The following is a 20,927-nucleotide window of genomic DNA, read 5'->3' on the forward strand; positions in this document are numbered from 1 at the left end:
ATGAAAGATATAAGAAAATATAAATATTCGATAGCGGCAATGTTTTCATTGCTGCTATTGGCGCTTTCGGGCGGGTGCTCGAAGGATGAGGGGGGTGAGATGGTGGAACCGGAAACGCAATATGCGACTATGGTGATCTCTCTTGGTGCGTTGGATAATTCGACTCCGGCTTATACGAGGGCGGCTGGAGATAATGATATAATAGATCCTGACTTTATTGATGATTATTTTGAGCGTTACATTAAAAACTGGAGGATTGTTGTGGTCAATAATAATGGTATTGTTGATCGTGTCATTTCTGATACAAAAGCTAATAATAATCCTGATCAAGATAACGATACAGAAACCGAAGTGGAGATGGAATTGCCGATAGGTGAGACCTATACTTTTTATGCGTTCGCAAATTTAACTGAACTGAAATCGACAGTTAGTATTGATGGTTGGGAAGGAAAGTCTTTTTCTGAACTTAGAAAAACTACAGTTGAGTTGAAAGATTTGAGTAATTATAATGGAGGTAATGGTACGTCTTATATCCCGATGAGTAGTTATGGTGAAAAACGCAATGTTTCTGAAGATATTAATAAAAACAAGGTTTCGCTTTATTTAATTAGATTGTTTGGTAAGGTTAGTATTGATATTACAAATTTAACTGGTGTGGATTTAACTGTCAACAATTTGACGATGGGTAAATTTCGTCGATCCGGTTCTATATATCTTTTGCCTTATGACGCTATAATAAATGATCCGGACAAACCTAATTTGTTGCTGGGAATAGGAGAAGAAAATTTAATGAATCCAGTTTTTCCAGAAGAAGTTGAAGGAACAGATTGGAGTTATACTCCAACTGATGAGAACAAAACCATTCTTAAATATGATAATGGAAATGAGAACGCCAATAAACGTACCTATACTTTTTACATTAATGAGACAAATCAGAAAAGCGTTGGAGAAAATGGTAGCGATTTGGAAATAGCTCTTGATGTAGCAGGAGATGGTATTGAAAAGGATAAGGAACGAAAATCTACTAAATTCTTTTTTATTCGCAGGAATGACTGGTTAAAGATTCCAATATCTATATCAAATGCTAATGTTTTGGTAAGTTTTGAGCAGCAACATATGCCGATTGGTGGATTGCCAGCTAGATACGAATTTAAAAGTGGCGTGGATGTTGCTAGTAGGATTTTTGAGACGGATCATAGTGGTGATATAACAATCAACTATAGTCTGACTTCTCTGAATGGCTCCGCTACGGACTGGAAATTGAAGTATTATACAGGTGAAAATACAACGTCTGCAGATCATTATTGCTATGCGGCATTGATGAGTGAAACGGAGGATAACGCTCAAGAATATTTATTGGAACCATCAGAATCAGAAAATGATGAGTTAGAATGGTGGGTTGTGACCTATCCTGCCACAACAAAACCAAAGTGGGCCTATGTATTACATAAGGCGGAAGTAGATCAATCTGGTACAACCTACGATGAAACAAAAGTATCCGGTTCTTTCACAATAACTGTTCAGGAATTATCGAAAGCTTCAAGTGCTACGATCAAGCTGAACCTTGTCGCTGTGAATGATAAGGGGGTAGAGGTTATATTACCTTATACATTGATTATAAGAAATAAGCAAAAAGACGGAGGAAACTAATCATGAAACAAAAATATAATAATATATTAAAAGCCACACGTTTATTGGCACTGGTGGTCCTGATGGCGTTTGGTGCTGGTTTGAAAGGGTGGGGGCAAAAGAAAACGACAATTACAGCGGCTGACAACAGGGATACGGTGCATACGAAAACGGAGATTATCTATGTGGACTCGAATACGCCTCGCGTATTATCTATCCCTGAATTGAAGATTAATGACGGACATGGAGACGCGACTTATAAATGGTATGTGCATTGGTATCATGCAAGAGGGAAAATAAAAGGAATAGACATAGAATTGAGTCAAACGGAAGCTACCGCGCGAGGAGGAAGCATTTATGGAGGATCGTACGCTTCTGATTTGCGTGACGCGACAGATGGCTTGTGGTGGTACGATGGGTTTTATAACACAAACAAAACTAGCGACGGGAAATATGCTCATTTATCGTCATGCGCTTCAACAATACAATATACGGCGCCTGCTGATTTAGGTAGTAATGAAGATGTATTGTATTGTGATGTCAGTAATTATACCGACTATGACATTACTCAATTGACTGGCGCAAACAAAGATGAAGGAACATTTAAGGAACCAACTTTATTAAAACGTTATAAATATATTATCCGTCCGGCCTCGAAATGTGCGGATGCGTTAAAGAACGGACAGTTAGAAAAGTACGAGATAGATTATCCGGCGGGAAGCGAGAATATAAATTTTTCGATGCGTTCCTTGCCTCAGAATTATTTCTGGTACAACGATGCGGGAAAATTGATTTCCGGAAATAAATTTAAGTACAGTATAGGAGACGCTGTCTATAAGGATTTTACCCAATATAGGTACCAAGTAGAGCAAATAGATTTATCGACGTATACAAGCTCCGTAGTCGTTAACGTGATAGCGGTTAGTGAAAAAGGTGAACCTAGTCCTTTCTTGGCAACCTATACGTTTAATCCGGTAGAAGAAACTGGGTTTAAGCTGGAAGAGGATGTGAATGAGAGTAGAAAACCGGAATTGCGGGAAGATTTGTATGAGGAAATCGGTGTCGTTGATTTTGATCAGGATAACGTAATATCCGCTTTAACTGATTATAAAGAAAATCTTGCGGATAAACCGATGAATTCGAGCGAGACGGTTTATGGTTTTGTATTTAAGAATTTGCCTTGTTTGAGGGAATTTCTTACGTCTTCTCAAAATCAATATGGGTTGTATCGAAGCGCGAACTTACCGGGAATCTCTCAATCGGGATTAAGTGGAGGAGAACAATATCTTTATCCGTATGATTTTGGCTCTAATAAAAAGTATTACAAGTGGATTCCTCCATATATGAAAGCTATGGAAGGGGATGCGAATGTATATCTTAATACCGTATTATATGATCGGACTCATGCAAGGGATGGTAAGTACGGTTTCTTTTATTATATAGACGCTTCCGACGATCCGGGAACATTGGTGGATGTCCCGATTAAAGGAACGCTGTGTGGGCAAACGGAATTGGTGGTAACCGCTTGGGTGGCTGATATGACAAGACCCAAGCCAACGGATACGGGAGCCTATCCGCTTCCTCCTAATATTAATTTAATTCTGAAAGGGAAAAATCCGGGTACCCGCGAGGATGAGGTTTTACACTTCTTTACTTCCGGAGACGCGTTGACCGCATATAATAAAAATAAGATTAATCACAATTTGATGAAGTGGCAGCAACTTTACTATCGCGTTGTCTTGCCGGCGGAGATTGATCAATATAGAGACTTCCACCTTGAAGTTCAGAACAACGAGCCGCATACGGATGGTGCGGATTACGCGATAGACGATGTGCGTGTGTATAAGACTTTGCCGAACATCGAAGTTATTCGTTTGGATGCTTGTGAGGCAGACTCATTGACGGTTAGTTCGGATTATCATACCTTGTTGAGGAATATGGCTTATTCTGAAAATTCTACAACTGTTACGGATTGGAATAGTGTTGTTCGTCGTACTGGTAATGCAGATGGAAGTGAAAGTATTGATGTTGAATTGCTGAAGTATCGTTTGGGATTGAATGGCGCGCCAGTGTATGATAGAAGCGGCGTTAATTTTCTTACGCAAGCAAATTTCGAGAGTTATATTTTTAATTCTTATTTTTCATTCGTAGAAGGCCTTGACGATTCGAGACCAGATGCAGTAACGTGTGATATAACCTCTACGGATAATTTGGGTGTTGAAGAACTTAAACCAATTTTACTAGGACCTACGGATCTGGAGACAGGTGAGGAAGATGTTTACCGTTGGGTCCGGATTAATAAAGATTTAAGTGAATATGATCCTCGAGTTGTTTTTTCATATCGAACGATTGTTACAACACGAGCTCCAGAAGTTGTGGATAATAATGTTATTAATTATCCCACTACTCATGAAGAGGCAGTGAAATGGGAACGGGTTTTTAATTTGAGAGCTCTTCAGGATTATATTTATTTACGTAATGGTACTAACTGGAATTCATTCAAAAGTAAATTACAAAATGGCAGTAGTATAAATCAACCAACTTGGTTGACAGAAGAAGAGGATATAACAATACCAGATATTATTCCTAATGGATATTTGACAGTTTCTGATTTGTCAAAAATTAAGGATCTGGATCCAATGACTACGGACGAAGCTAATGCGTATGATGACCTAATGAAAACGTTTTGGAGTCGCTTAGATATTCCTCGTATTCGTGTGCCTTGGTATGATAAAGATAATGACATTATGTATCTTTATACGGTGGACGTAAGAAATACCGATCTGAAAAGTAAGGGTGAGCTGGTTATAGAGAAAGATGGTAAACAAAAAGAGGCTACAGGTCAATATCATGTTGTTTTGCAGAGTGCTTCTGCAATAGCAAGTGGTATAGGAAGAACATTAAATCTGAAAGACATCTGTACTTTAATATCTCCATTTACAATATATGGCTCTATCCAAATTACGGTAGAAGCTGAAACGGATCTTTCGGCTCGTGCATGTGCTGGTACGCAACGGAAAATCTCTGCTCAGTTATTGAGTAAAGACAATGGCAAACCTTTGACAGAGGTCAAATATAGTTTTGACTGGTTTTTAGGTGGCGGCTATGAGGAATATTGGAAAGTTTCTGCAGCTGATTATGATCTGAAGAATATGTTGGTTTATGTTAGGAATGAGGTTGATTATTTTAATGACAAAGAAATAACATATTCGAATGTTAATGGATGGCCTGTTAGTGCTGGTAGCAATGAGGAATCTATAAAAACAACTTTGTTGGAATTATTGAATCCGGAAGATGCTAAATTAGTTACTAATAAAAAAGAATTTAGTTGGTTACTTTCTGCTGACTCATTAGTGGCTATGCCCTTTGTTACAGAGGGTGTGGCTAATACATCTTATTGTACGGAAATTACCGCAGCACCGGTTCCATTGTATAGTACTGATGTACCGGAGTTGCACCCGGGATTTACATTGGGTAATAGTATTACTTATCCGTTCAAAGGAGAAGTCTCTTTACGGTTAGGGCGTGTTAATATGGGGGTAAGTCTTCAATTAATAGTTCCAATGCAAGCAGGTTTTGAAAATAGTATGGCAACAAGTGCATCGTCACTAGGACTCTCCAATATGTTGGGTGTCCCTATTATGCTAAATAATATTGAGGCGCAATATCCAGAGATAGGTGAAGCGACAGATATGTCGATAAATAGGGATGCATTAGATGGAACTGTCACCATACAATTGAATGAAGATGCAAAGACGTATTTGCAGGAAGGGCAACGCTATGAACTATTGATACCATTTGTTCAATATGATAATTCGGGTAAGCAGTTAGATAGTGAATGTGATGGCTTGATCTCATTGCCAGTCAAGATTGTTCCTGAATATCTGACGTGGAAAGGTAAATCTACTGATAATTGGTATGATGAAAGTAAATGGAGTCAGTCAACTAAGAAAGAACTTTATTTTGAGGGATGGGACGGAAAAGTTGCTGATACAGATGCAAATGGCTCTGATGATATTGCAAAGGCTTTCTCTCCTCTTTATTTTACAAAGATTACGATTCCGGAAGAGACGGAGTTGGCACTAAAGTCTCCAGAAGTTGAAGAATTAACAGTTGGAAGTAAGACTTATAATGTATTGATTAGTTGGGATAGTAGTGCTGATTCTATTCGTTACGAAATGGCTGTAGCCAATGCGAATGGAGATATTGTCCCTTACTACATCAACAAAGTAGACCAAATCTACTTCAAGCCAGGAGCCACCCTATTGAACCAGCATTTGCTTACCTATGACAAAGCACGTGTTGATTTTGAAATGACCAAAGGAAACCCTTATTGGATGTCTTCTCCATTGAAGGATGTTTATGCAGGGGATATGTATGCGCCTGCAGCAACTGGAAGACAGGAAACTCCAGCGTTTGATGAAATTACATATAATAAAATACCTGGAACTAACAGCCGTTGGGAATTGCCATTTTATCAGAAGGCTTGGAATAAGGCGGTTACTTATTCTACAAAAGAGGATGGAACAACGTCAAACGATGTAGAAGTTGTTAAATCCAATTGGAGTATCGAGTATAATGATGTTTGGGTTCCTTATTCTGTAGGTAAAGGTTTCTATTCTAGGGTGGAAAGTGATAATAATGATATCAGTGATGTATTGGTCCGTTTGCCTAAAGATGATTCTAAATATGAATATGAGACAAAAGCGTTATCAACAAAACCGGATTCGAGACAGAATAGCGGTAAGTTGCATACAGATGGAACAACAGATGGAACAACAGATGGAACTATAATATTAGATTTGTCTTCTTCTGTTGATGGTGACGGAGACCATTTCCTAATCGGTAATCCTTATATGGCTTATTTGGATATGAGTAAGTTCTTTAATGAAGGAAATAAAGCTGTATTAGGAGAAAAATATTGGATAATAGATAATGAAGGTAATGCTTCTGTTGGGACTCCTGATGTAGTTTGGGGTGATGGTATGAAATCTGGTTATATCGCCCCAATGCAAGCATTCTTTGTGGAACATAAGGACTATACTCCGAATGAAACAAAGTCGGATACAGAGGTTCCTACTCCGGCGGTTGTTACCTTTAATATCAATATGACAGTTTCGCAGGACGAAGCAACAAATCAGAATCCTGGAACTCGCGCATTCAAAGCAACCAACCCACAGCTGACCATATTGGCAAAAGGAGCTGAGGGAAAGAGCGTATCATTTGTAGTACAGAGTGATTTTGCAGAAAATGTATATATGTCTGACGAGGATGCCGTAGCCCTTCTGGATTCTGAATTGAAAATACCGATGGTATATACAGTAGCAGGTAATTGCGCAGCAGCTGTAAATAAAGTAAAGGATATGCAGAACATACCGTTGGGAGTATATGCAGAAGAAGATGAAGAAGTGGAAGTGACAATAGAAGGAATGTCGCAATTCGTGGATTCTTTGTATTTGCATGACGCGCTTACAGGAAAGAGCGTGTTGCTTGACGGTGATACATATACACTACGCGTAAACGGAGAAAACCATGGACGTTACACAATAACAACCAAGGGAGGAATAACCGTTGAAAGTAATATTTGCGTGTATTCACCGAGCAGCAACAACCTGATGATTGCGGCTTCGCCATCCGAAACTTTGGAACAAGTCAGAGTTTTTGATATGTCCGGAAGAATGGTGGAAAACAGAGTTGATTTGGGAAGCTCAAATTGCAGGTTGAGAGTTGCTTCAGGCATTTATATTGTATATGCGAAGACGGAAGCCGGTGAGACGAAAGTTAAGGTAAGAGTTAAGTAAGGCTTCAGTCTTTAAACACAGAGGCACTAAGACACAGAGTAAATTTATCCGGTATAAATTAAAATCTCTGTGTCTTAGTGCCTCTGTGTTTCATTTTTATATTTTGATGCTCCTTCGCTCTTTTTTCTTACTTTTGCCCTCAAAACAAACATTAAGATGAATATTGAAGAAAAATATATGCGCCGCTGCCTTGAGCTTGCAACTTCCGGAGCAGGACATACGGAACCGAATCCGATGGTTGGTGCCGTTGTGGTATGCGATGGAAAGATAATAGGCGAAGGATATCATCGCCGTTGCGGCGAGGCACATGCTGAGGTGAACGCCATAGCTTCGGTTAAAAATGAAGAATTGTTGAGTAAATCCACTATATATGTCAGCCTTGAACCATGTTCACATTATGGAAAGACTCCTCCTTGTTCTGAACTTATTATACGTAAAGGAATACCGCGTGTTGTGGTGGCTTGTCTTGATCCTTTTCCTGCTGTTTCCGGCAGAGGTGTACGAATGCTTCGCGAGGCGGGAATAGAGGTGGTGACAGGTGTGTTGGAGAAAGAGGCACGGGAATTGAACAAAGTGTTCATGACAGTGCAGGAAAAACATCGCCCATATATTCGTTTGAAATGGGCTCAGAGCAAAGACGGGTTTATAGACAAGATAAGAGAATCGGCAAAAGAAAAACCTGTTGTTTTTTCAACACCGGAGTCGCAGGTGAGAGTTCATAAAATGAGGGCTGAATCGGCAGCAATACTTGTCGGAACCAATACGGCATTGCTTGATAATCCATCTCTGAATGTAAGGAAATGGAGTGGGAAAAATCCTGTCCGAATGGTGCTTGACCGCAACTTAAGAATACCTCAGGATTTTCATCTTATGGATGGAAGCATAGAAACTCTTGTTTTTACAGAAAAGAAGGCTGATAACAGAGAAAACCTTACATATATTAATATTGATTTCTCGGAAAATGTGATTCAGCAGATATTGGATGAGATGATGAGGCGCAAGCTTCATTCTTTGCTTGTTGAAGGCGGTTCGAATTTGCTTTCGCAGTTTATTGACTTGTCAATGTGGGACGAAGCATGGATTGAGACTGCAAATGTAGAACTTGGCGAAGGGGTTGCTGCTCCGCGGATTTTTTGATTGTTTGTCCAATATTTCTGTTACGTATGAAAAATCTATAAATATTCTTCATTTTAAGCATTAAAGGAAAAAAAGTTATACTTTTGTAGCTTGAAGATAAATAATTTAAGTTTCGCAAGTTGCTCAACTTAAAAGTTAACAAGGCTTCAGATACAAGTTGACAAGATCAGAATACCTGTAATTTCACTAATTATTATCCAACAATCTTGTCAACTTGTCTTCTTGTCAACTTGTTATCTGTAAGTTTCGCAAGATGCTTAATTTAAAAGTTGACAAGATTAAATAATCGAAGCATACAACATTTTATGTATTTCAAGGAGTAAAAGTTGTTAGGCTAAAAAACAATAACAAAGATACTGATGAAACAAAAATTTATCCTGTTGATAAGCGGCTGCTTTATGGCGGTGATGACTTCTTGCCTCGGTTCGTCGAGCGAGTATTATTATGAGGGGACAAAGAATGCGCAGTTGTTGACATTTTCATTGACAAATGATTCAATCGACGGACTTGATTCACTTAAGTTTACTATAGACCAACTTGCGAATGAGGTTCATAACCTCGACTCCATGCCTGTAGGAACAGTTATGGAAAAGGCTTTGTGTAAGTTGACTTATGGTTCTGCTGTGACAAGTGTCAGGGTTTATCAGGAGGCATCAGGTGATACGATTGATTACTCTGAAAGTGATTCAATAGATTTTTCAAAACCGGTAAAAATTCTTCTTTCAGACTATTCCGGTTCTGTTCGTAAATATGATGCTTGGGTAAATATTCATACTCAGGTTCCGGATTCTTTGCCTTGGAACCTTTATTCGTTAAATGTATTGCCTTATACAATGACGGACGTGAATGTAATAACAAATGAATTTAGCGGAAACACAGATAAGTATATAATGTATACTTTGCCTCAGGGGAAACAGGCTTATGAGATGTATACAGCAGAAATGTCTGCTCCTAAGTCATGGAGCCAGCAAGTTCTTAGTGGTTTGCCTGCTAGTGGACTTAAGTTGGACCAGATGACTTCATTTAATGGTTCGCTATATGTTCCTGCTAGTGATGGTTCGCTGTATGTTTCGACTGATGCTGCAAACTGGATATTGATGGAAGGTACTCCTAAAATCAAGGCGGTTATGGGAGCATTGAATGAAAATGTAAACCAGCCGACGGCTCTTTCTGCAGTTATTGACGATAATGGCGTTATCAAATTCGGAAGAATGGATAAGGACGGAGTTTGGAGCTATGGAGCAGAAATGCCTGATGATTTCCCGTTGAGTGGTTTTGCCAAAGATTCACATGAAGTTATGTTTCGCGATCGTTTGCTTATTGCTGGAGGACGTACATCGAAAAATGCTTTGGTGAATTCTGCATGGTCAACTACCGATGCTTTGACTTGGGCAATGCTTACAGATATAAAATCTTCATATTTTTCAAAACGAGAAGGTGCTTCTTTGGCATATTATGATGACAAGTATTATCTTGTGGGCGGAATCGATGAAGCTGGAAAGGCATTAAAAGATATTTATCATTCTATTGACAATGGAGTTACATGGGCTTATGTTGATACTTTGGTTGTTTTGCCAAAGAATTATACAGCGCGTGGATTTGCGTCAATGATTGTTGACAATGATAATGCACTTAATATAATTGGTGGAAAACAGTCTGCAACAGGCTCTGAAATCAATGAGCATTGGCGTGGACGAGTGAATCGTTTGGGATTCTTAAGAAAATAAGAAATAAAAAACAATAGCACTTGAGAAGATTGAATACATATTGCCGTCTGACAATTTTTCTGTTGCTGTTTGCTTTTGTCTCACTTCCATCGTATTCACAGAATGACGAGGAAGAAGATTATTTGTTTGAGATAGGAGGAATGGCAGGAGGGTCATATTATATGGGTGATATGAATAAGAATTCATTCTTCAAAGGGTTGAATCCGGCATTGGGAGCAGTGTTCCGTTACACTCCGAATCTACGTTGGGCAGTAAAGACGAACCTTACATGGGCGCAAGTTTCCGGTTCAACGGAAGGATTGGAGAATGTTTTCCCTGGAAATGCTCAGGCTTCGTTCAAACGTAGCCTGGTTGATTTTGGAGGACAGATGGAATTCAACTTTATGCCATACAGCGACCGTTATGCTTATATGAATGCGCAGAGATTCTCGCCGTATATATTTGCGGGAATGGGGCTCACACTTGGTTTGGGGGGTGAAACTATGGCTGCGTTTAATATACCATTAGGTGTAGGTGTAAAATATAAGTTGGCAAGCCGCCTTAATTTGGGCTGCGAGTTGTCGTTCAGAAAAGTATTCAGTGACCGTGTTGATGTTACAGGAGCGGATAATTCTATAATGGACGATCCGTATGAAATATCAGGCAGTCTGTTGAAGAATAAAGATTGGTATTCATTGTTTGTCGTTACGCTAACGTGGAGTTTCGGCCCGAAGTGTAAGACTTGTAATAATATAAAGTATATGTAAGGGAGGAGTCAAGGAGTTAAGTAGTCAAGAAGTCAAGTAGTTAAGAAGATTATATACTAATAACCTTGTCAACTCGTCAACTCATCAACTCAAAAACTTACAAACTCAAAAACTAAAAAAATATGCATTCTGTTAAAGACCAAATAAATAAGTCCCTTATCCCACAGCATGTGGCGATAATAATGGATGGAAACGGACGTTGGGCAAAGTCGAAAGGCATGGAACGTTATATGGGACATCAGGAGGGAGTTGTTTCTGTTCGCCGTGTTGTTGAGGCGGCAAATTCTCTTGGTGTGAAGTATCTCACCATGTACACATTCTCGACGGAAAACTGGAATCGTCCGGAAGAGGAAGTCGTAGCTTTGATGAGTTTGATGGTTACTGCGATTAAGCATGAAACACCGGACTTGATGAAGAACAATGTACGTCTGTCGGCTATAGGTGATTTGACCAGATTACCTGAAGATGCTTACAGAACTTTGATGGAATGTATTGAGGAAACTTCAGTGAACACAGGAACTACTGTTATACTTGCCTTGAGTTATTCTTCACGTTGGGAGATAATATCAGCAATGAGACAAGCTGTGGCAGAAGCAGCTGAAGGTAAGATTAAACCTGAAGATATAAACGAGGAATGGATAGGAAATCATTTGACAACAAAAGATTTTCCGGATCCGGACTTGCTGATTCGTACGGGAGGTGAACAAAGACTTAGTAATTTTCTTCTTTGGCAACTTTCGTATACTGAATTTTATTTTACGCCTGTTTACTGGCCTGATTTCAGAGATGAAGAATTCTATAAGGCAATTCTCTATTATCAGCAGAGAGAAAGGCGTTTTGGTAAAACCAGCGAGCAGGTTTGCGACTGTAATAAATAGTCCGATGTTTGAACAAGCAAGAGAATAAGAATAAAAAAATAATAGCTGTTATTAATTATGTACAAAAAACTAGTGATGATGTTTTTCTTTCTGGGAATAACTCTCGGAGTATTTTCTCAGGAGAATGACACTACCAAGGTTGAGCAGCCGGCAGAATTGCCGGTGATTTCATACTCGCTCACGCCGCAAAAATATAAGATTGCGGATATAAAAGTGTCGGGTATAAAGAATTATGATGATTTTGTATTAATTGGTTTTTCCGGCTTGTCAGTTGGTGATGAGATTACTGTGCCGGGCGACGAAATTACAACGGCAGTAAAACGCTTTTGGAAACATGGACTGTTCTCTGACGTTAAGATTTTAGCGACAAAAATCGAGAACGATTCAATATGGATTCAGATCGATTTGAAGCAGCGTCCGCGTATTTCACAAGTGAACTATTACGGAATCAAAAAGGGTGAACGTGAGGATTTGGAACTTAAGCTTGGATTGAAAAAGGGATTCCAGATTACTCCAAACCTTGTGGATCGTGCAAAAACGGTTATCCAGAAGTTCTTTGATGGTAAAGGATTCAAGAATGTTGACGTTAATATTGTTCAGAAAGACGATCTTTCAAATGAAGATGAGGTAATTCTGGATATTCATATTGATAAACATGAGAAAACTAAGATTCATCGTATCTACTTTGAAGGAAACAACGCGCTGACAGCTCGCGATTTGAAGAAGGCGATGAAGAAAACTAATGAAAAGTTCAGCTTGTTCAACGACTGGAAATCAAGTATTCTTGAAATGTTCAGTACGAAGAAGTTTACTACTGAGGAATACGAAAACGATAAGAAGAACCTTATTTCAAAATATAACGAACATGGTTATCGTGATGCCGTGCTTTTGGCTGACAGTGTAGTTAACTATAATGATAAGAAGGTTGATATTTATTTGAAGGTTGATGAAGGTCAGCAGTATTTCTTGAAAGATATACGATTTGTAGGTAACACTAAATATTCTACAGACTATTTGGCTGCTGTTCTCGGTATGAAAGCCGGCGACGTTTACAACCAGAAGAAACTTGAGGAACGTTTGACTACTGATGAGGATGCGATGTCAAATGTTTACCTTAACGACGGTTATTTGTTCTTTACAGCAGACCCGGTTGAAGTTGAGGTTGAGAATGACTCTATCGCTTTGGAAATCCGTATGACTGAAGGTCCGCAGGCTACAATCAACCGTATCATCATTAACGGTAATGACCGTTTGTATGAAGATATTGTTCGCCGTGAGTTGCGTACTAAACCAGGTATGTTGTTCAGCCGTGAAGATTTGGTCCGTTCAATTCGTGAATTGGCACAGATGGGACACTTTGACCCGGAAAATATGAATCCACGTCCTATTCCAGATCCTGAAAACGGAACTGTAGATATTGAATACAATCTTGTGTCAAAAGCAAACGACCAGATTGAGTTCTCTGCCGGTTGGGGACAGACTGGTGTGATTGGTAAATTGAGTTTGAAGTTTACAAACTTCTCAATGAAGAACTTCTTCAATCCTAAGTCTTATAAGGGTATCATTCCTCAGGGTGAAGGTCAGACATTGACTTTGTCCGGTCAGACTAACGGTAGATATTATCAGGCGTACAGTATTTCATTCATGGATCCATGGTTTGGAGGAAAACGTCCGAATACATTGTCTGTAAGTGCTTATTTCTCTAAACAGACAGATATCAGTACAAACTATTTGAGTAATTACAATAACTATTATGGAAGCTATTATCCTTACTATGGTTATGGTGGTTATGGTTATGGTGGTTATGGCTATGGTTATGGTAGTTATTATCCAGGCTATGGTTATGGAGGTTATTACGATAACGGAAGCTATGAGTTGGCGCTTGACCCTGACAAGTCAATTATGATGTTCGGTTTGGCAGCCGGTTATGGTAAGCGTTTGAACTGGCCGGATGACTATTTCCAGTTTATGGCTACTTTGAACTATCAGGTTTATATGATGAAGGATTGGGCTTACTTCCTTGTAAACAACGGTACTTGTCATAATGTGAACCTTGAGTTGTTGTTCCAACGTAACTCTATTGATAATCCGTTATACACTCGTCGTGGTTCTCAGTTCTCATTGTCAGTAGCTGCAACGCCTCCTTATTCATTATGGGATGGTAAGGACTATGGAGCAATGGACGATCAGGATCCGGACAAGTTCAAATTGATTGAATATTACAAATGGAAGTTCAAGGCTAAGATATTCTCACCTCTTGCCCCGATGACAGTTAAGAGAACTCCGGTGTTGATGACTCGTGTTGAATATGGCTTCCTTGGTTCGTATGACAAAAATAAGCGTTCACCGTTCGAAACATTCTATATGGGTGGTGATGGTATGACAGGTTATTCAACAACATACGCTACTGAGACAATTGGTTTGCGTGGTTATGAAAACGGTAGTATCGCAGGTAATGGTGGATATAGTTCTTATGGTTATGCATATTCACGTTTGTCAATGGAACTTCGTTATCCGTTTATCCTTGAACCATCTTCAACAATCTACGGACTTGTGTTTGTTGAAGCAGGTAATGCTTGGAAATCAATAAAGGAATTCAATCCATTTAACTTGAAACGTTCTGCCGGAGTTGGTGTCCGTATCTTCCTTCCAATGATTGGTTTGATGGGTATCGACTGGGCTTATGGTTTCGACGCTCCTAACTATGGAACTACAACAGAACGAAGCGGAAGTAACTTCCACTTCATCATTGGTCAGGAGTTCTAATTTGAAGAATACATTCAATCATAAAAACACCGGTATTTGAGCTAAGTACCGGTGTTTTTTATTAATATGGGTTGAAGAATTGCAACTCTTGTCAACTCGTTTCTGAAACCTTGTAAACTGTATTATTATCTTGAAAGTTTGTTCAAGACTTCTTTAGCCTTATTTACCATCTCTGTCATTGAATCCTGAGTTTTTGCTAGACCTTCAGGTGTGAAGTTATCAACAGTGTTGTTCAAAAGCTGAAGTTTTTTATCCTGTTTTTTGTTTGAGAATTCATCCTTAAGGATTCTGATTTTTTCAAAATCCTGGATACCTTCAATTAGTCTTTCCATTCTGATACTACTTCTTCCGTCCGGATAAACAAGATAACAATCTCCTGCTGCCCAAGTTCTGAATCTGGAATCGAGAAGTGGATTTTTTGTCCAACTGTTGTAAGCCCATCTCAAGTATCCGTCGTAATTGCCTGCCATAGCATGCCAGCCAATCCATACGGCTTCTGCAGTTGGTGAGAATGTGTAAGTGTTTGGTCGTGCTTCAGCACAGCAGGTATAAACTGTACTGACCTTGCCTTTTGCTTCTCTATCGGCTTTTATTTCTTCTGGGAAGTTATGACTGTAGGCAAGACATAAATCGTATAAGTCTGCCTGTATTTCTTCATGATAATTACCTGCAAGAGAAATCTTGAAATTCGGATCTGCAGCTTTGATAACTTTTATAGCTTCTTTCATTGCTTCCAGACCACGTTCGTCCATAGCTATTGTTGTTTTCTCAAACCAGCCTTTTTCTTTCAGATGCTTTGCGAAATCTTTAAGGAAACTTCCCCAATATTCATTATAAGCTTTGTCGCCAGGTTTAGCGTTTATAAATTGAACTCTGTTTGTTGCTTCGTCGTAATAGTCGAAAGTCAAAGCCCAAGGAATAAGAGTATAACAGTTTATTTGTTTATCTATTCCCACTTCGTTCATCATGAAATCTACCCATCTGTCGAATACTGCATAGTTGTATTCCCAATTTCCGTCAATCTTTTTTATTCGGGTGATCATACTGTCGAAATGGTCTTCGGTTTGTCCTGCCCAAGGTTTGTGCATTATACTAGTTGTGATAACCTTTTGTCCGGCGTCAGCCAGTATTTTCATTACAGGCTTCATTTTCTCAAAGTGTTCTTCACTCCATAAAGGAACATTATGGAATCTTGCTACAGAATATGGATTCTGCCATAAATCTAGATGGAATTTCCAGTTTTCAGGATTAGGAAGAGTACGGTTCAGAACTTCTAATTGGATATTTAAAGTCTGTTTGCTGAAATTCTCTCCTTTTATTGAAATAGTTCCTTTATATTTTCCTGCTGGTATATCTTCAGGAACGTGAACATTAATCCATACAGGCTGAGTAGTTTTGGCCGCTATATCTTTAATTTTTATTACATCCAAAACATCGGCAACCAGAGAGGAATCCCACTGTGATTTGTCAGAACGGTCGCCGCAACCTCCTTTGCCATCCTTATTAAGTTCGTCTGTCATTACATATCTCACGAAGCTGGCTTTGACTGCTGAGGCTGGTATTTTGTATTTACCGTTGCTTAAATCGGAAACCTCAATTATAGCTTTGTCTATATTTGTATTGGTAAACAAAATGGCTTGAGCATTTATCCTTTCATTTTTCCAAGCAGTAGCTTTGTGCACTTTGGATGTTGAATATTGTGGAATACTATGTTTGCCGTATCTTTCATCTATAGTTCCCCATGCGAAAACGGGCTTACGAACGATTTTATCCCACTCTTCCGAATTGTTTCCCGGTTTCGGATCATTCAGCTCTGTGTAGTCTTGAATATTACATTCTGGTAAATCAATCTGTGAATAGACTGGTAAAACATAGCACGAGGCTAATAAAGTCAATGAAATGATATGTTTCTTCATATATAATAGTTATTAGGTAAGCCACTTTGAGGCTTACAGTGTTAGAAAATAATCTAATCCAAGTTATCAACAATTATTTGCATGTGCAATACTAACTAATATATCAGAATTAAACAAATTCTTGAGATATAGGATTAATTCTGCTAATTTTACATTCAGAATACAAACCTCATAAAACTTACAAAATAATGAATAGAAAAGAATTTTTGCGGACATCAGTCTGTGCATTGCCTTTATCAATGATAGGCGTAAATAATTTGAATGCCCAGAACGAAACAAAAACAGCAGTTAATTACCTCGAAACACCTGAATACAAAAAGAATGTAGGTAAATTGAAATTTAACAGTAATGGTAAATTCAAAATAGTTCAGTTTACAGATGTTCATTGGAAACCAGGAAATGAAGCTTCTGAAGTTGCAGCAGAAAGAATGAATGAGATACTTGATGCTGAGAAACCTGATTTTGTTATTTATACTGGAGATGTGGCCTTTGACAAACCAGCTTCAAAATGTTATGAAAGGGCTTTTGAGCCAGTTATAAAAAGGAATATTCCATTTGCTTTGACTTTTGGAAATCATGATGACGAGCAGGATATGACTAGGAGTGAGATATATGATTTCATAAAAGATATGCCTGGCAATATGACTGGTACAGTTGATGGTTTAAGCGGTAAATCCAATTTCATAATTCCTATTTTAAGCTCTGATGGAAAGAAAGATGCATTTGTAATTTATGGTTTTGACAGCCTTTCTTATTCTCCTATAAAAGCAGCTGAAGGTTATGACTGGATAAAACAAGATCAGATAAACTGGTATAGACAGTGCAGTGCTGAGTTTACCAAGAACAATTCAGGAAAACCATTACCTGCAATGGCATTTTTCCATATTCCGTTACCTGAGTTCAATCTTGCAGCTCGTGATGAAGATTCTTATCTTATCGGTATTCGTAAAGAGGAAGCTTGTGCCCCAAAAGTAAATTCGGGTTTATTTACTGCAATGCTTGAAGCGGGTGATGTTATGGCTGTATTTGCAGGTCATGACCATGTTAACGATTATGTTACTGCTTGGAAAGGTATAGTTCTTGGTTACGGTCGTTACACAGGAGGAAAAACTGTTTACTGTGATGTGCCTTGGGGTAATGGTGGACGAGTGATAGAGCTGACGGAAGGTGCAAGAAGCTTTGAATCATGGATTGTCACAAAGAACAACCGTGTAGATTTCCGTTTCTCTTTCCCAAAAGATATGTCTAAGGAAACATGGTAAATGGTAGGTGACGAGTTGACAAGAGAACAAGTGAAGACTAAACTCCATCTCGTTGACTTGTCTTCTTGTCAACTCGTTATCTTTCTATCATTTCCATTTTTTCAGTAATCCTTGTTTTGAAACTTTAATGCTGAAGCCTGTAGAGCTGTTGCCGAAAACATCTCCGGTATCAGCACCAATACTTCCTCCAAATTTCCAACCTTCAAGTTTAGGATGAGTGTAAGTAATGTCGGCAAGCAAAGAAACACCGTCTTTACGTTTAAGGAAAGGCTGATAATGTGTTCCGTAAGATTGCATTATCGTACAGAATAATCTGTATGAAACATTGTTGGAAATATCTCCGGCAAAACCAATGTGCCAGTCTTTAACTCTGCTGCTTTTGAAACCGAGTTTTCCGTCTTTATTATATTCAGGGGCAGGTATTAGAGGAGAACCTGTTCCCCTATTAAAATATGACATTCCAGCAACATATTCTCCGTTATTATAATAGTTGTCTCCGCCACCACCACGTCCAGGGTGTTTCTCGTGGTCAAATATAATGTAGTGGAACGGGCCACTTTGGTTCATTGTCGTGAAATATTCAAATATAACTTTGTTGAGCCATTTGTTTTTATGCAAGTCTAACTGTAATCCCCATAAGCCATCAAAACCATTGTAAAATTCCATCCCGGATTTATCTTCGCACAAATGCTGGTGATAGCCTTTTAGTTTCCAATTCTCTTTTTCATAAGCCAGAGCAAAATTATATCCGACTACATGATTTCCCAAAACGTTAATCTGGTCTGATTCTGTTGCATTTGAACCACCCTCTGAACCAAAGAATACTCTTATGAAATCTTTTATTGAATGAGGCTGTTCTCCTATTTTAGGATTAGTAGATGTTCCTCCCCATTGGGCAACGTGCTGCACACCGATATATGCAGAAAGAGGGAAACCGTTTCGTGTGTCTTTTAACTGAATATATAATGCTTTTTTGTGCCACAATACATTATTCACATAAGTCTGTTTGTCTTGTGTAAATTCTGCAAGATAGCCGTCGTCAAAAGTTCTTCCAACACTGAAGTTAGCCTTGAACTGCAACCATCCTTTTGTAAGAGGGATAACTGTAAACTCTGGAACAGCCAAATGGAATTCCGGCATTGGGCGAGCATTTGCCGACTGCATAACATCTCCACTACTCATCTGCCTGTCCAAAAGAGACTCATATTGCTCTTTGCTTCCCAGTGTCATTTCAAGGCACTTGTATCCTATGCTGGCATAAATTTGTTGGATATGGAAATTCTTATGACGTGGAGCAGTAGCCAGTACGTCAAGTCCTGCGCTCCATCTGAATCCTTTTCCGAACGATTGATTATGAAAAACACCAACTCTTCCATATCCATTGTTGGAATTTAGTGGAACAACACCATATTGGTTGCTGGTAATCCAAAAAGGTGTATTGTCTCCGGTTGCGGCAGAACCGAATATTTCAGCTTTGTAATATGTTGAGTTTTCTGGAAGTTTCTCTTGCGCATAACCACTGGTAATAATACCAGTAAATATCAGAGTGATAAATTTTGTGCGAATATTATTCATGTTTTGTATTTTGAATGTGCTGTTTATAGGAGTTATAACTGTTTAAGCCACAAAAATATTGTTTTATAGGCAGAATCTCTCGAATTTTTTCCGGATAGAATAAGATCGTGCATACCGTTTTGTATTTCAACACAAGTAACATTCTTACCCAGTTTGGCTCCATATTCCTGAATATCATTTACATCCAGAACTATATCAGATTTCATATATTCGTCATGCCATGTATTTGACTCAGGAAAAGATTTATCTGATGAAAGAACAAGAACAGGACACGAAATGTTGGAATTTTTCTGAATGTATCTTTGCGCTTTATTTATCGCTTTAATCCATCCAGCCTTTTTGGGATGTCCTTTAGGCTTTTTCCAGTCTGTGTTGAACATCCATTCGCCTTTGAACACTTTCAGCAGGCTGTTGGCATATGAAGAACTACTTTCTCCTTGAACTTTCAAGTTCGGAAATATATAACCTATGCCAGCAACTGTCGGAAGCACAATGTCCTCCATGAACCATCCGAAGTTCCAATCTAGAAACGGACTGTTAAGCACCAGTGCATCTACCGTTTTTTCATCTCTGTTATTAAGATAATATGATGAAATAAGTCCACCGGTAGAGTGAGCCATCATAACTATTTTCAAGTTTCCTTCTTCCTTGATTATATTAAGAGCAGAATCAATGTCTGCAAAATACTCCTTGATATCTTTACAGAAAAAAGCGTCCTGATGGGCAAGTAGCGAACGGCCATATTTCCGTAAATCCAGAGCATAAAAATTATATCCGTGTGATATACAACTGTCTCCTAATTGTGATTGAAAGAAATAATCATTATAACCATGGATATATAGTATTGCTTTGTCGGAGTTCTTATTGTTGCACTTCTTACGTATCAAAGTACATACAACATCTCCCTCATAGTCTTTTGGCATCTGAATGGTTTTTGATTGGAATCCGTTGCCAAGTAAGTCCGGAGAGTATTGAGCATTGGCATAGATGCTGCATATGATGATAAAAAATGTAAGTATGAATTTCATAAATCTATGACTGTTTTATTAAGATCCAACAAACACGTTGCAAACTTACTCAGAAAAAACTTCAACTCCTAATATTACATATTGAAGTTTAGAAAGCTGAACAGACATATAATAAGAATCAAGTTAAGAAGTTGGGATGTTTTTAAATTCTACTGACATAATATTGAAACCGCTATGTAATATTAACAATGTATCTTTGCAACAAGAGGAATGATATATTGTGGATCGTTTCTAATTTATAGTTTTGTTTATGATTTTTGCGAAGAGGTTGTCTTTCCACAGAATGACAGCTTCTTTTGCTTTTTTAAGTTCGGGATTGAAATATTTCAGATAAGAAGTTGACAAGTTTAGAATGTTTTTGGGCTATTTTTTCTTGTTAACTTGTTTCTGCAACCTTGTCAACTAAATTCGTTTTGATTTCCGAAATAAAATAAGGAATTTTGCACTTGGACTTAATAAGAT

Annotated in this window: 11 protein-coding genes; 8 read left to right on the forward strand and 3 right to left on the reverse strand. The window is 38.5% G+C overall.

Annotated elements, in window-relative coordinates; genetic code table 11:
* From ACYIAR_RS11325 to ACYIAR_RS11355, 7 genes are all read left to right on the forward strand, one after another.
* The gene (locus tag ACYIAR_RS11325; RefSeq protein ID WP_480329668.1) at nt 1–1,650 is read left to right on the forward strand and encodes a hypothetical protein; all 1,650 of its coding nucleotides are present in this window, start codon (nt 1–3) and stop codon (nt 1,648–1,650) included.
* 2 nt (nt 1,651–1,652) lie between these two features.
* Complete coding sequence (locus ACYIAR_RS11330; RefSeq protein WP_480329669.1) at nt 1,653–7,430, forward strand: T9SS type A sorting domain-containing protein; 5,778 nt, start codon at nt 1,653–1,655, stop codon at nt 7,428–7,430.
* 156 nt (nt 7,431–7,586) lie between these two features.
* Complete coding sequence (ribD, locus tag ACYIAR_RS11335) at nt 7,587–8,567, forward strand: bifunctional diaminohydroxyphosphoribosylaminopyrimidine deaminase/5-amino-6-(5-phosphoribosylamino)uracil reductase RibD (protein WP_480329670.1); 981 nt, start codon at nt 7,587–7,589, stop codon at nt 8,565–8,567.
* Between the two features lie 359 nt (nt 8,568–8,926).
* Nucleotides 8,927–10,294 (forward strand): DUF6242 domain-containing protein, encoded by a 1,368-nt coding sequence (locus tag ACYIAR_RS11340; protein ID WP_480329671.1) that lies wholly within the window; start codon nt 8,927–8,929, stop codon nt 10,292–10,294.
* Nucleotides 10,295–10,314: 20 nt separating this feature from the next.
* Nucleotides 10,315–11,040: a type IX secretion system protein PorG gene (gene porG, locus ACYIAR_RS11345; RefSeq protein ID WP_480329672.1), complete on the forward strand. Its 726-nt coding sequence runs from the start codon at nt 10,315–10,317 to the stop codon at nt 11,038–11,040.
* 122 nt (nt 11,041–11,162) lie between these two features.
* A complete protein-coding gene (locus ACYIAR_RS11350) occupies nt 11,163–11,918 on the forward strand; it encodes an isoprenyl transferase (RefSeq protein ID WP_480329673.1) in 756 nt (251 codons plus the stop codon).
* Between the two features lie 57 nt (nt 11,919–11,975).
* Nucleotides 11,976–14,684: a BamA/OMP85 family outer membrane protein gene (locus ACYIAR_RS11355; protein WP_480329674.1), complete on the forward strand. Its 2,709-nt coding sequence runs from the start codon at nt 11,976–11,978 to the stop codon at nt 14,682–14,684.
* Between the two features lie 125 nt (nt 14,685–14,809).
* Here the strand turns inward: ACYIAR_RS11355 and ACYIAR_RS11360 are convergent, their stop codons facing one another.
* Nucleotides 14,810–16,600: a DUF4091 domain-containing protein gene (locus ACYIAR_RS11360; protein ID WP_480329675.1), complete on the reverse strand. Its 1,791-nt coding sequence runs from the start codon at nt 16,598–16,600 to the stop codon at nt 14,810–14,812.
* 188 nt (nt 16,601–16,788) lie between these two features.
* On the opposite strand from ACYIAR_RS11360, the gene ACYIAR_RS11365 reads away from it, so the two are divergent.
* Nucleotides 16,789–17,862 (forward strand): metallophosphoesterase family protein, encoded by a 1,074-nt coding sequence (locus ACYIAR_RS11365; protein ID WP_480329676.1) that lies wholly within the window; start codon nt 16,789–16,791, stop codon nt 17,860–17,862.
* 87 nt (nt 17,863–17,949) lie between these two features.
* Here the strand turns inward: ACYIAR_RS11365 and ACYIAR_RS11370 are convergent, their stop codons facing one another.
* Together ACYIAR_RS11370 and ACYIAR_RS11375 are read right to left on the reverse strand one after the other, a co-directional pair.
* Nucleotides 17,950–19,437, reverse strand: a complete 1,488-nt coding sequence (locus tag ACYIAR_RS11370; protein WP_480329677.1) for a capsule assembly Wzi family protein — start codon at nt 19,435–19,437, stop codon at nt 17,950–17,952.
* A gap of 32 nt (nt 19,438–19,469) precedes the next feature.
* The gene (locus tag ACYIAR_RS11375) at nt 19,470–20,465 is read right to left on the reverse strand and encodes an alpha/beta hydrolase (protein WP_480329678.1); all 996 of its coding nucleotides are present in this window, start codon (nt 20,463–20,465) and stop codon (nt 19,470–19,472) included.
* Between the last annotated feature and the right edge of the window lie 462 nt (nt 20,466–20,927).

It is taken from the genome of Parabacteroides sp. KHUB-01 (genome assembly GCF_056640935.1).